Consider the following 11,522-nt stretch of genomic DNA (forward strand, 5'->3'; position numbering starts at 1 on the left):
GGCCTGCACTCGAAGCACCCCGGACGGTTCTGTCCGGAGGCATCAGTCGATCACGGCGGCCCGCCAGGTCTCCTCGTCGGCGTCCAGAAGCGCCGCGACGAAGGCGGGGTCCGGCAGCGGGCCGTGGTCGGCGGCGACCTTCAGGGCCGAGGCCGCGGTCAGATGGCCCAGCCGCAGGGCGCGGTCCACGGGCAGCTGCCGCAGCAGGCCGCTGAGGAACCCGGCGGCGAAGGCGTCGCCGGCGCCGACCGGCTCGGCAACGCGCACGGTCAGAGCGGGCACGCTGTGGGCAGCGGCCCCCACGAAAGCGGTGGCGGCGCGGTCCCCGTCCTTCACGACGAGCACGCGCGGGCCGGAGAGGAGATCGCGGACCCGTTCGGCGTCGGTGATCCCGTCCCCCCACAGGGCCTGGGCCTCGTCGAGACCGACGAGCACGATGTCGGCCCGGTCTGCGAGCCGCCGCAGCACGTCGGCGGCGGAGCGGCCGTCCCACAGCGCGGGGCGATGGTTGACGTCGAAGCTGACGGGCCACGGGCGGTCGGGGCGCAGCGCGCGTTCGACGAGGGCGCGGCAGCCGGGCGAGAGGGCGGGGGTGATGCCGCTGAGGTGGACGAGCGCGGCGCCCGCCACCGCCGGATCGTCGAGCACGTCGGGGGTGAGGGCCGAGGCGGCGGATCCGGCGCGGTGGTAGTGGACGCGGGTGCCGTGCCCGCGCGGGCCCGGGTCCTTGAGCAGCAGTCCGGTGGGCCGCTGCGGGTCGGTGCGGACGCCGCTCACGTCGACGCCGCCCGCGGCGATCCGGGCGCGGACGCGGCGGCCGAAGGGGTCGTCGCCGACCGCGGAGACCCAGCGGGCGGGAATGCCGTGGTCGGCGAGGTAGAGGGCGACGTTCGACTCGGCGCCCGCGATGTCGACGCGCAGCAGGTCGGCGCCGTCCAGCGGCCCGAGGGGGTCGGGGGCGAGGGCGGCCATGGTCTCGCCGACGCAGACCACGGGGCCGGGGCGCAGTGGCCGGTGGGTGCTCATGGTGGGCTTCCTAGGGTGTGTCGGCGCGGTCCGCCGGGGCCGGAACGGAGGGGGCCGCCGGGCGGTACGGGGCGGCCGGGGCGCCGGGAACGTCGACCCGGAGCGCGAAGACAGCGCCGTCGAGGGGTCCTGGGACGGGCAGGCCGATGTGCGCGCTGGTGACGAGGAGCGTACGGCCGTCGGGGCCGCCGAGGCAGAGTCCCGCGGGCTGCCCGGCGGGCAGGTCGACGATCCGGTCGAGGCCCCCGTCGGGGCGGTAGCGGTGGACCTGCCCGGCGCCCCAGACGGCGGTCCACAGGCAGCCCTCGATGTCGGTGGTCATGCCGTCGGGGCTGCCGGAGCCGAGGGTGACGAAGGGTTCTGGGGTGCCCGGGTCGCCGCTCTCGGGGTCGACGGGATAGCGGCGGATGATGCCCCGGGCGCTGTCGGCGAGGTACATGACGGTGGCGTCGGCGCTGAAGGCCGGGCCGTTGGGGATCGTGACGTCCCGCAGGACGCGGGTGACGCGGCCGTCGCGGTCCAGGCGGTAGAGGGAGCCCGCGTCCTGGGTGGCCTCGTACTCCATGCTGCCCGCCCAGAAGCGGCCGTGCGGGTCGGCTACGCCGTCGTTCATCCGCATCGGCACGGGTGCGCCCTCCTCGGGGCGTGCGATCCAGTCGACGCGGCCCGCGGGGTCGATGCGGCAGATGCCGGGGCCCGCCGCCGCGATCCAGTGCCCGGGGTGCCCCTCCACCGGTGCCACGGCGCCCAGCGGGCAGGGCAGTCGGGTGATCGGGGCGAGCGGCGCGTCGGGTGTGTCGGGCACCGCGAGCAGTCGGCCGGTGAGGATGTCGGTCAGCACGGCGCGGCCGTCCGTCCAGCGGATGCCCTCGCCCAACTCGAGGCGGTCGGTCCCCAGGACCGCGGGGGCGGTCACGGGCGGTCGTCCGCGCGGACGACGTCCAGGAAGGCGCGGGCGCGCTCACGCAGGGCGGTGAGGTCGCCGCCCTCGGCGGCGTCGCCGATCAGGGGCGATCCGACGCCGACGGCTATGGCTCCCTCGCGCAGGTAGTCGGCGGCTGCCGCCGCGTCCACTCCCCCGACGGGTACGAAGGGCAGGTCCGGGAAGGGCCCGCGCAGGTCCCGCAGATAGCCGGGGCCCCCGGCGCTGCCTGCCGGGAAGAGCTTGAGGGCGTCGGCGCCGAGCCGCTGTGCCTGGAGGATGTCGGTGGGCGTCATCACGCCGGCGAGCACGGGGAGTTCGAGTTCCCGCCCGGTGGCGATGCCGTCGCTGACCCCCGGGGTGACGAGGAAGGCGGCGCCGGCCTTCTGGGCGGCACGGGCGTCCTCGGAGCTGAGCACGGTTCCGGCGCCGAGCGTCGCGTCGGGGCCGAGCGTGGCGCGGGCCCGCGCGATGACGTCGAGCGCGTCGCGCCCGGAGAGGGAGACCTCGATGAGGGTGACGCCCTCCTCGGCGAGGGTGAGCACGGTGGTCAGCGCGGCGTCCGGGTCGCTGCCCCGGACGATGGCGAGCAGCCGGTGGGCGCGCAGCGCGGCGAGCAGCTTCATCCGACATCCCTTCTGGTGACGGTGGTTCAGGTGCGGCGGGTCGCGGTGACGGTGAGCCGCCAGGTGACCTCGCCGGTCGGCGGCACCACGGCGGTGTCGCCGTCTTCCGCCGCGGCGCGGTCGAAGACGCGGCCGAGCATCGGCTCGACGCCGATCGAGCGGTACGGCGCGCCCCGGGGGAAGCCGCCGAGGTTGCGCCAGAGGGCGACCGCGACGGGCTGTCCGTCGGCCTCGACGGACAGGTACAGCGTGTCGGCGCCGTCGTGCACGGACACCCGGGGGGTGAGGACGACCGCTCCGACGGCGCTCCCGTCGTCCGGGCCGAGCCGGTCCAGCGGTACGCCGTCGACGCTGGGCCAGTTGCCGGCGACCCAGCGGTCGCCCTCGTCCGGGTAGAGCCGGGTCACCGCCGCGCCGACGACGCCGATCCGGGCGGCCGGAGAGAGGTCCAGCAGGGCGTGGGCGGCCCACACGAAGCGGTAGCCGGGCTCGGCGGCGAGCGTGTAGTCGACGACGACCGCGTCCCCTCGCTCACCGATGCGCCGGTTCAGGCGGAAGTCGGGACACTCCACGACGTCCTCCTCCCCCGCCCTCCGCCAGGGTCGCGACCAGGTGTCCCCGTGGTCGGGCAGCCCGCGCACGGTGGGCACGCACTCCTCCAGGCCGCCGGCGTCGGCGAAGGGGTCACCGGGCCGGACCGTGCGGCGGCGGGGCTCCTCGCGGTGCCACAGCCACTCGCGGCCACCGGCGGTCAGCGACGTCCAGCGTCCGCCGTGGTCCGGGTCGGTGGCGACGCGGACGGGCAGCCGCGTGGCGCTCACCATTCGGCGAAGGAACCGTCGGCGTGCCGCCAGACGGGGTTGCGCCAGGCGTGGCCGGACCGGTCGGCGGCGCGGACCGCGACCTCGTCGACGGCGATGCCGAGTCCGGGCAGTCCGGTGCGGTGCGCCTGGCCGTCGACGAAGCGGAAGGGCTCGGTGTCGACCAGGTAGGACAGCAGGTCGGCGTCCTTGTTGTAGTGGATGCCCCGGCTCTGCTCCTGGATCAGGAAGTTGGGTGTGGCGAAGGCGACCTGGAGGCTGGCGGCCAGCGCGATGGGACCGAGCGGGCAGTGCGGCGCCAGGTGGGCCCCGAAGGTCTCGGCGAGCGAGGCGATCCGGGTGACCTCCGATATGCCGCCGGCGTGCGACAGGTCCGGCTGGGCCACGGCGACGCCCGCGGTCAGCACCGGGAGGAAGTCGGCCCGCCCGTAGAGCCGTTCGCCGGTGGCCAGCGGCACGGACGAGGCGGCGACCAGGCCGGGCAGCAGGTGGGCCTGCTCGGGCAGGACGGGTTCCTCGACGAACAGCGGGTGCAGCGGGGCCATCTCGTTGAGTACGCGGCGCGCGTTGGCGGCGCTGAAGCGGCCGTGGAAGTCGACGGCGACGTCGCGGTGCGGGCCCAGGGCCTCGCGGGCGGCCGCCACGCGCTCGACGACGGCGGCCGTCTCGGCGGGGCTGCCGATCGGCGGGGTGCGCCCGGCGGCGTTCATCTTGACGGCGGTGAAGCCGGCCTCCACCTGGGCGGTGACCTCTTCCTTGAGCCGCGCGGGTTCGTCGCCGCCGACCCAGGCGTACACCCGGACGGTGTCGCGGACCGGGCCGCCGAGCAGCGTGTGCACCGGCACCCCGAGGGCGCGGCCCGCGATGTCCCACAGGGCCTGGTCGATGCCGGCGACGGCGCTGGAGAGGACCGGGCCGCCCCGGTAGAAGCCGCCCTTGCTCAGCACCTGCCAGTGGTCCTGGATGCGCAGCGGGTCCTGGCCCACCAGGTACTCCGCCAGCACCTCGACGGCCGACCGGACGACCTCGGCCCGGCCCTCCACCACCGGCTCGCCCCAGCCGACGACGCCGTCGTCGGTCTCGATGCGGCAGAACAGCCACCGGGGCGGGACGAGAAAGGTCTCGACGCGCGCGATCTTCACTGTGCCTGGCCGTCCTTCTCGTCGGTGGAGCCGTCCGCGCCCTCGGGCGCGGACGGACCGCTGAGTTTGTCGAGGTCGCGCGTCGCCTGGTCGAGCAGGGCGCGCATGGCGTGCTCCGCGCCGTCGGGGTCCCGGTCGCGCACGGCGTCGAGGACGGCTCGGTGGCTGGGGACCGGGTCCTCGCTGTGGGGGGCGCTGTGCACGAGCCGGTCGCGCTGGGCCAGGCCCGATTCGATGACCATCTCCATGCGTTCCAGCAGTTCGTTGTGGGTGGCCGCGAGCAGCGCCCGGTGGAAGCCGAGGTCGGCCTCGACGGCGTCGCTCGCGCCGCCCTCCTGGCCCATCGCGGTGAGTGCCCCCTCCAACGCCTCGAGGTCGGCGTCGGTGCGGCGGGCCGCGGCCAGCCGCACGGCGGCGGGTTCGATGATGCCGCGGACCTCGCCGAGGTTGCGGAGCAGCGCGGGGTCGGCGCCGGTGCCGTCGCTCTCGGAGAACTGCCAGCGCAGTACGTCGGCGTCGAGCAGGTTCCAGTCGGAGCGGGGCCGGACGAACGTGCCGCGCTTCTGCCGGGCGTCGACCATGCCCTTGGCCGCGAGCACCTTGAGCGATTCGCGCAGGGCGGTCAGGCTGACGTCCAGTTCGCTCTGCAGGGCCGCCATGTCGAGCGTCGCTCCCTCGGCGATCTCGCCGCTGAGCACCCGGCGGGCAAGGGTCTCCACGGTCTGGCCGTGCACTCCGCGGCGCGCGTATGGCGTCATGTGTTTGCCTTTCTTGCTGGTCGGTCGGTGGCTGGAGCGGTCGGTCCCGTCACGCGGAGGCCTTACTGACGCTCCAGCCGCCGTCCACGAGCAGGCTCGATCCGGTGATGTAGGAGGCTTCGTCGGCGGCGAGGAAGGCGACGGCGGCGGCGACCTCCTCGGGGGTGCCGAAGCGGCGGGCCGCGGTCTCGGCGACGCTGAGCTCGCGCTCGGCCTGCGGGACCCGGTCCCAGGCGGCGGTCAGGATCGGTCCCGGCAGCACGGCGTTGACGCGAACCCCGGGGCCGTACTCGACCGCGAGCTGACCGCACAGCGACAGCAGCGCTCCCTTGCTCGCCGCGTACGCCGGGTGGCCGGGGATCCCCCGGTGGGCGTGGACGGAGGAGACGAGCACCACGGCCCCCTGGTGCTCGCGCAGGTCGGGCAGTGTCGCCCTGACGCCCAGGAAGGCGCCGGTGAGGTTGACCGAGAGCTGCCGTTCCCAGGAGGCGAGGCTGGTCTCGTGGGCCGGTGCGACCGCCACCGTGTACGCGTTGCTGACCAGGACGCCCACGGGCCCGAAGCTGTGGGCTGCGGTGATCACCCGCTGCCAGTCGTCCTCGCTCGCGACGTCGGCGGCGACGAACAGGGTCCGGGCGCCGTCCTTGCGCAGCCGCTCGGCGGCTTCCTCGCCGCGTTCGGCGGCGAGGTCGACCAGGACGACGGCCGCGCCCTCCGCGGCGAGGCGTGCCGCGGTGGCCGCGCCGATGCCCGACGCGGCGCCGGTGACGACGGCGACGCGGTTGGTGAAGCGGGCGGCTGGGTTCATGAGGTGGGTCGTCTCCTGTTCGAGAGGGAGGTGGGGTGCAGATGTTCGAGAGATGGGGCGAATTCTTCCGTTGTCGTCACTGCCGGGCCAGCACGGTCAGCTCCGCGTCGTGTCCGGCGGTCCAGGCAAACGGCAGCCCCGAGTGGAGCAGGTACGCGCCGCTGTAGCGGGTGCCGGTCGCGGTGTCGGTGTAGCCGGCGTCCGGCCTCAGGCCGCGCAGTCGGAGCCGGGCGGCCCGGCCGGGCACCAGGGGCGCGCCGTCGAGCGGGCCGGTGTTCCAGGCCGTCACCACCAGGCGGGCGCCGCCCGGTTCCTCGTACTGGATGCCGCAGGTCGGGTCAGCGGGGCTGCGGAGCAGGCTCACCTCGCCGTGGTGGACGATGTCGCGGATCTCCTTGTAGCGGGCGATCCACTCGGTGGCCTCGGCGCGCTGCTGTGGCGTCCAGTGGCGTATGTCGGCGCCGATGCCCAGGACTCCGGCGATGGAGTTGACGAACCGGAAGGCGAGGGAGCGGGGGCGCGGGTCGAAGACGCCGGGGGCGTCGGTGACCCAGGAGCTCATGGTGTGCGGGGCGTGCGCGTGGAGATAGCCGTACTGGATGCGCAACCGGTCCATGGGCGCGGTGTTGTCGCTGGGCCACATCACGTCGGTGCGGGCGAGGGTGGCGTGCTCGACGCGGGCGCCGCCGCCTGCGCAGCCCTCGACGGTGACGTGCGGGTGGGCGCTGCGCAGGTGGTCCAGGACGCGCTGGTAGCCGGCTACATGGGCGGCGTCGAGGTCCTGGAGCTCGGGGTCGGGACCGGCCGGGTGGCCGGGGCGGCCGCGCTCGGTGGGCGGCCGGTTCATGTCCCACTTGAGGTAGCTGATGGCGTACGAGCCGAGCAGCCGGTCGAGCGTGCCGATGACGAAGTCCTGGACGTCCTCGCGGCCGAGGTCGAGCAGGAGTTGGTTGCGTACGAGCGTCGCGGGCCGCCCCTCGATCCGGTACACCCACTCGGGGTGCTCGGCGTAGAGCCTGGAGCGGGGGCTGATGCCCTCGGGCTCCACCCACAGGCCGAAGTCCATGCCGAGAGCGCGGACGTCCTCGACGAACCGGTCGAATCCGCCGGGGAATTCGGCCGGGTCCGGGTCCCAGTCGCCGAGGCCGCCGGTGTCGTCGGGGCGTCCGGTGAACCAGCCGTCGTCGACGACGAAGAGTTCGGCGCCCAGGTCCGCGGCCGTCTTGGCGAGCTCCAGCTGCCCGGCGGCGTCGACGTCGAAGCCGGTCGCCTCCCACGAGTTGTAGAGGACCTTGCGCGGCCGGTGGATGCGCTCGCCGGTGAGGTGCCGCTCGTAGCGGTGCCACACGCGCGCCAGCCCGTCGAGCCCGTCCGGGCTGAAGGCGCAGGCCAGCCGAGGTGTGACGAGGGTGGCGCCGGGGGCGAGGCGGACCGCGCCCTCGTGGGGCACGCGGCCGGCGCGTACGCGTACGGCGCCGCCGGGCTCGGCGTCGGCGGTGATCCGCCAGTTGCCGGACCACTCCAGGGCGATGCCGTACGTGGGGGTGGCGCCCTCGGCGGGGGCGGCGGCGTCCTGGACCGCGAGCCAGGGGTGGTAGGCGTGCCCGGCCGAGCCCTGGGTGCTCTCCATCTCGAAGCGGCCGCGCTCCAGCGTCACGTCCTTGAGCTGGAACTCCTGCGACCACTGGCCGGCCAGGTACGTCAGCCGCGCACCGCCCTGGATGGGCACATTGACGGCGGCGGAGTCGAAGCGCTCCAGGCGCACCTCGTCCTCGCCGGTGCAGGTCAGCTCCGTCCAGCGCAGTATGACGTCGGTGCCGGGCACCGTCTCGTAGCGGAGCGTCGTGCGCAGCCCGAGGATGTCGTCGGCGAACTCCAGGCGCAGCGCCCGGTCGCCGTCCTGCGTGGCGCCGGTGAATCGCCACCAGCTGCCGCGATCGCCGCCGGGGCGGGAGGCGACGAGGTCGGCGCCGGTGAACGGCCGCAGGCCGTACGGGATGTACTCGGCCGGGGCGGCGTCGGCGGGGACGATGAAGTGGGTGCGCCGCGACCAGCCCATGGGCGACGGCCCGTCCTCGACGCCGTGCGGACCCCAGGCGGCGAGTTCGGCCCAGCGGTCGTCGCCGCCGAGGGTGACCGCGTAGGTGGTGGTGTCGGTGCGCAGCAGCCACCGGTCGTGCGGGGTCACTTGACGGCTCCGAGGTTCAGTCCGGCCACGAAGTAGCGCTGGAAGCGAAGGAAGACGGCCACCGTCGGGGCGGCGGCGATCACCGAGCCGGCCGCGATCACGTTCCACATGGACACGTACTGACCCTGCAGCCCGATGAGGGAGGCGGTGATGGGCATCTGGGTGTCGGTGCGCAGCACCGTGATGGCCCACAGCAGGTCGTTGAAGATCCAGGTGAACGACAGGGCGGTCAGCGCGGCCAGCGCCGGGCGGGCCAGCGGCAGGATGATCCGCCAGTAGATCTGCCACGGGTTCGCGCCGTCGATGACGGCGGCCTGCTGGATCTCGCCGGGGATCGCCCGCATGAAGCCGTGCAGGACGAAGACGTAGAAGCCGACTCCGAAGCCGACCTGCACGCCGATCAGGGCGTACAACTGGTCGTAGATGCCGAGCATTTCGCTGAGCTTGGAGACCGGGATCAGCAGGATCTGCGGGGGCAGCAGGTTGCCGCCGAGCATGAGCAGCAGCAGGACGCGCCGGAAGGGCAGGTCGTAACGGCTGAGCGCGAAGGCCGCCATGGAGGCGAGGCCGAGCGAGAGCAGCACGGTGGGGATGGTGACCAGCATGCTGTTGATGAGGGCGCGCTGCTGGCCGCCGTCCACCCACGCCTGCCGGAAGCTGTCGAAGGTGAACGAGTGCGGCCAGCTGCCGACGCCGTGCGCGGCGATGTCGTCGAACGTCCGGGTGCTGGTGACCAGGACGAGGGCGATCGGCAGCAGCCACAGCGCGGACAGCAGGCCCGCGGAGAGGTGGAAGCCGGCGGTGCGCAGGGCGCGGCCGCTCAGGGCGGGGCGGCGGGGCGCCGCGACCTTGGCGGGCCCGGTCCGGCCCGCCGGGCCCTCGGCGTCCTTGAGGTCCGTGGTGGCGTGGGTGGCGGTCATGAGTCGGCCTCCCGGAAGGCGCGCACGAGGTAGCTCGCGATGACGCCGAAGGCCAGCACGAAGATGACGACGGCGAGTGCGGAGCCGTATCCCAGGCGCAGCGACTGGAACGCGGTGGAGTACATGTAGGTGCTCAGCAGTTCGGAGGAGTGGTACGGGCCGCCGCGGGTGAGCGCCCACACCACGTCGAACGAGCGCAGCGAGTCGATGACGATCACCGACAGGACGACCGCGTTGACGCTGCGCAGCTGCGGGAGGGTGATGTGCCGGAACTGCTGCAGGCGGGTGGCGCCGTCGACCTTCGCCGCCTCGTACAGCACGGGGTCGATGCCCTTGAGGCCGGCCAGGTACAGCACCATCACGTAGCCGACCTGGCGCCACAGCGCGGGCACGATCACCGCGTAGAAGGCGGTGTCCTGGTCGGCGAGCCAGGCGTGCTTCCAGCCACCCAGGCCGATGGCTTGCAGCACGTTGTTGATCAGGCCGTCCGGCTGGTACATGGCCTGCCACACCAGCGCGGTCGCGACCAGTGAGAAGACCACCGGCAGGAAGAGCGCCGCCCGGTAGAACCCGATGCCGCGCCGCTCCTGCTGGAGCAGCAGTGCGGCACCGAGCCCGAGGGCGGCGGACAGCCCGCCGAAGAGCAGCAGCCACAGCACCGTGTTGACCGCGGCGGTGCGGAAGACCTCGTCGTGCACCATCTCGCTGAAGTTGCCGAGGCCGACGAACTTCGGGGCCGACAGACCGTCCCAAGAGGTCAGGGAGAGGTAGAAGCCCTGGAGGGCCGGCCAGAAGACCCAGAACGCCTCGGCGAGCAGCGGGACGAGGACGAAGGCCAGGACCACCGGGGGCACCCGCGTGGCCCTGGACCGTCGTGTGGAGCCGAGCAAAGCCATTGTCACTGGCTCCAGATCTTCTGTGCGCTGCGCTGCCACGTGGTGAGGATGGAGCCGATCTCCTTGGGCTTGGCGAGGTAGTGCACGAGCGCCGTGTCGGCGGTCGGCTGGAGCGCGTCGCTGGAGTCCCGGTTGAAGAACTGCGTCACGTCGGTGGCGCTCTCGATGAGTTTGCGGCCCTTGAGGACGAGCGGGGTGCCGGCGTCCTTGGCGTCCGGGTGCGTGGGCAGCGCGGTGCCGGAGGAGTTCTTGAGGTACAGCTCCTGCGCCTCGGCGGAGGCCAGGTAGCGCAGCAGCTCCTTGACGCCGTCGGCGCGCTTGGTACGGGCGCTGGCGAAGTAGCCGTCCGTGGGCGCCTCTTCGGCGACCGGCACCTTCGGGTCGATGATGGGGAACTGGAAGAAGTCCAGGTCGCCCAGGGCGTCCTTGGGGGCGGCATCGGCGAAGAAGGTGCCGATGAGCATCATGCCGGTGCGGCCCTGGAGGAGGGCGGTGGTGGCGTCCTGGAAGGGGATGGCCGTGCCGTTGGGGTCGAAGAACGGGCGGGCCTCGTCCCACTTGTCGAAGACCTTGCGAACCTCGGGGTCGTCGAAGCGGTGCTTGCCCGCGAGGAGTTCGCGGTGGTACTTGGCGCCGTTGACGCGGATGTTGAGGTAGTCGAACCAGGTGGAGGCGACCCAGGGCGTGTCACCGCCGGCGCCGAGGCCGATCGGGGCGACGCCCTTGCTCTTGAGCTTGTCGCACAGGTCGAGGAACTCGTCCCACGTCTTGGGCTCCTTGACACCCCACTTGGCGAAGTTCGACTTCCGGTAGAACACGCCCCACCAGTAGTAGCTGGTGGGCACGAAGACCTTCTTGCCGCTGGAGGCCGAGGTGCACAGCTTCTTCAGCGCGTCGGAGTAGCCGGCGAGCTCGGGCTTCTCCCAGATGTCGTCGAGGCCGAGGAGCAGGTCCTTCTTGGCGTACGACTCGGCGACGGAGCCGGGGTACCAGGTGTAGGCGTCCGGCGGGTTGGCCGAGGTGAGGTAGGTCGGCAGCTGCGTGCGGAACGTCTCCGACGCGACCGTGTTGAGCTGGGCCCTGGCGTCGCCGCGCTTGTCGTAGGCGGCGACGACCGCCTGCATCGCGGTCTTGGCCTGCGGAGAGGAGAGGTTGGACTGCAGGGTCACCGGGCCGCCGGACTTTCCTCCGGAGGTGGACGGGGTCTGGGTGACGCAGCCGCTGAGCAGCGCGCCGGCGCCGACTGCGCCTGTTCCTACGAGGAATCTGCGGCGGGTGGCGTTGAAAACGGTCATCTGTGCACTCCCTAAGTGCCTGCGGAACAGAGTTGAGGCCCCCTGACGGCCCGGCTCCGCCTGCGGCAGGCACAGCCTGTCGCAGGGGTACGGATACCGTCAAGATTAATTACTAATTTA

11 protein-coding genes are annotated in these 11,522 nt (G+C 73.1%); all 11 read right to left on the reverse strand.

What is annotated here, in order from left to right; genetic code table 11:
* Positions 1-42 precede the first annotated feature (42 nt).
* The 11 genes from ACZ7M3_RS38070 to ACZ7M3_RS38120 all read right to left on the reverse strand — a co-directional run bounded on the left by ACZ7M3_RS38070 (position 43) and on the right by ACZ7M3_RS38120 (position 11,402).
* Positions 43-1,026 (reverse strand): sugar kinase, encoded by a 984-nt coding sequence (locus ACZ7M3_RS38070; protein WP_472069639.1) that lies wholly within the window; start codon positions 1,024-1,026, stop codon positions 43-45.
* 10 nt (positions 1,027-1,036) lie between these two features.
* Positions 1,037-1,942, reverse strand: coding sequence for an SMP-30/gluconolactonase/LRE family protein (locus ACZ7M3_RS38075; protein ID WP_472069641.1), 906 nt, complete (start codon positions 1,940-1,942; stop codon positions 1,037-1,039).
* The gene (locus ACZ7M3_RS38080; RefSeq protein ID WP_472069643.1) at positions 1,939-2,574 is read right to left on the reverse strand and encodes a bifunctional 4-hydroxy-2-oxoglutarate aldolase/2-dehydro-3-deoxy-phosphogluconate aldolase; all 636 of its coding nucleotides are present in this window, start codon (positions 2,572-2,574) and stop codon (positions 1,939-1,941) included. Before ACZ7M3_RS38080 ends, ACZ7M3_RS38075 begins: the two co-directional genes overlap by 4 nt.
* Positions 2,575-2,600: 26 nt before the next feature.
* Complete coding sequence (locus ACZ7M3_RS38085; protein ID WP_472069645.1) at positions 2,601-3,398, reverse strand: hypothetical protein; 798 nt, start codon at positions 3,396-3,398, stop codon at positions 2,601-2,603.
* Entirely contained in the window at positions 3,392-4,537 is a 1,146-nt protein-coding gene (gene dgoD / locus ACZ7M3_RS38090; protein ID WP_472069647.1) for a galactonate dehydratase, read from the reverse strand. Before dgoD ends, ACZ7M3_RS38085 begins: the two co-directional genes overlap by 7 nt.
* The gene (locus ACZ7M3_RS38095) at positions 4,534-5,295 is read right to left on the reverse strand and encodes a FadR/GntR family transcriptional regulator (protein WP_472069649.1); all 762 of its coding nucleotides are present in this window, start codon (positions 5,293-5,295) and stop codon (positions 4,534-4,536) included. The genes dgoD and ACZ7M3_RS38095 overlap by 4 nt, the downstream gene beginning before the upstream one ends.
* Positions 5,296-5,344: 49 nt before the next feature.
* A complete protein-coding gene (locus tag ACZ7M3_RS38100) occupies positions 5,345-6,103 on the reverse strand; it encodes an SDR family NAD(P)-dependent oxidoreductase (protein ID WP_472069651.1) in 759 nt (252 codons plus the stop codon).
* 76 nt (positions 6,104-6,179) lie between these two features.
* On the reverse strand, positions 6,180-8,291 hold the full coding sequence (locus ACZ7M3_RS38105) for an alpha-galactosidase (protein ID WP_472069653.1): 2,112 nt from the start codon (positions 8,289-8,291) through the stop codon (positions 6,180-6,182).
* Complete coding sequence (locus ACZ7M3_RS38110) at positions 8,288-9,211, reverse strand: carbohydrate ABC transporter permease (protein WP_388525725.1); 924 nt, start codon at positions 9,209-9,211, stop codon at positions 8,288-8,290. Before ACZ7M3_RS38110 ends, ACZ7M3_RS38105 begins: the two co-directional genes overlap by 4 nt.
* Positions 9,208-10,107: a carbohydrate ABC transporter permease gene (locus ACZ7M3_RS38115; RefSeq protein WP_355312317.1), complete on the reverse strand. Its 900-nt coding sequence runs from the start codon at positions 10,105-10,107 to the stop codon at positions 9,208-9,210. The genes ACZ7M3_RS38110 and ACZ7M3_RS38115 overlap by 4 nt, the downstream gene beginning before the upstream one ends.
* A 2-nt stretch (positions 10,108-10,109) precedes the next feature.
* On the reverse strand, positions 10,110-11,402 hold the full coding sequence (locus ACZ7M3_RS38120) for an ABC transporter substrate-binding protein (protein ID WP_472069655.1): 1,293 nt from the start codon (positions 11,400-11,402) through the stop codon (positions 10,110-10,112).
* Between the last annotated feature and the right edge of the window lie 120 nt (positions 11,403-11,522).

The organism is Streptomyces sp. NPDC111656, from assembly GCF_055656965.1.

What these genes read in the sequence shown, in the direction of transcription:
- ACZ7M3_RS38070 (WP_472069639.1), bottom strand. Translation starts at nt 1,026, where the DNA reads ATGAGCACCCACCGGCCACTGCGCCCCGGCCCCGTGGTCTGCGTCGGC.
- ACZ7M3_RS38080 (WP_472069643.1), bottom strand. Translation starts at nt 2,574, where the DNA reads ATGAAGCTGCTCGCCGCGCTGCGCGCCCACCGGCTGCTCGCCATCGTC.
- ACZ7M3_RS38085 (WP_472069645.1), bottom strand. Translation starts at nt 3,398, where the DNA reads ATGGTGAGCGCCACGCGGCTGCCCGTCCGCGTCGCCACCGACCCGGAC.
- ACZ7M3_RS38095 (WP_472069649.1), bottom strand. Translation starts at nt 5,295, where the DNA reads ATGACGCCATACGCGCGCCGCGGAGTGCACGGCCAGACCGTGGAGACC.
- ACZ7M3_RS38100 (WP_472069651.1), bottom strand. Translation starts at nt 6,103, where the DNA reads ATGAACCCAGCCGCCCGCTTCACCAACCGCGTCGCCGTCGTCACCGGC.
- ACZ7M3_RS38110 (WP_388525725.1), bottom strand. Translation starts at nt 9,211, where the DNA reads ATGACCGCCACCCACGCCACCACGGACCTCAAGGACGCCGAGGGCCCG.
- ACZ7M3_RS38115 (WP_355312317.1), bottom strand. Translation starts at nt 10,107, where the DNA reads ATGGCTTTGCTCGGCTCCACACGACGGTCCAGGGCCACGCGGGTGCCC.
- ACZ7M3_RS38120 (WP_472069655.1), bottom strand. Translation starts at nt 11,402, where the DNA reads ATGACCGTTTTCAACGCCACCCGCCGCAGATTCCTCGTAGGAACAGGC.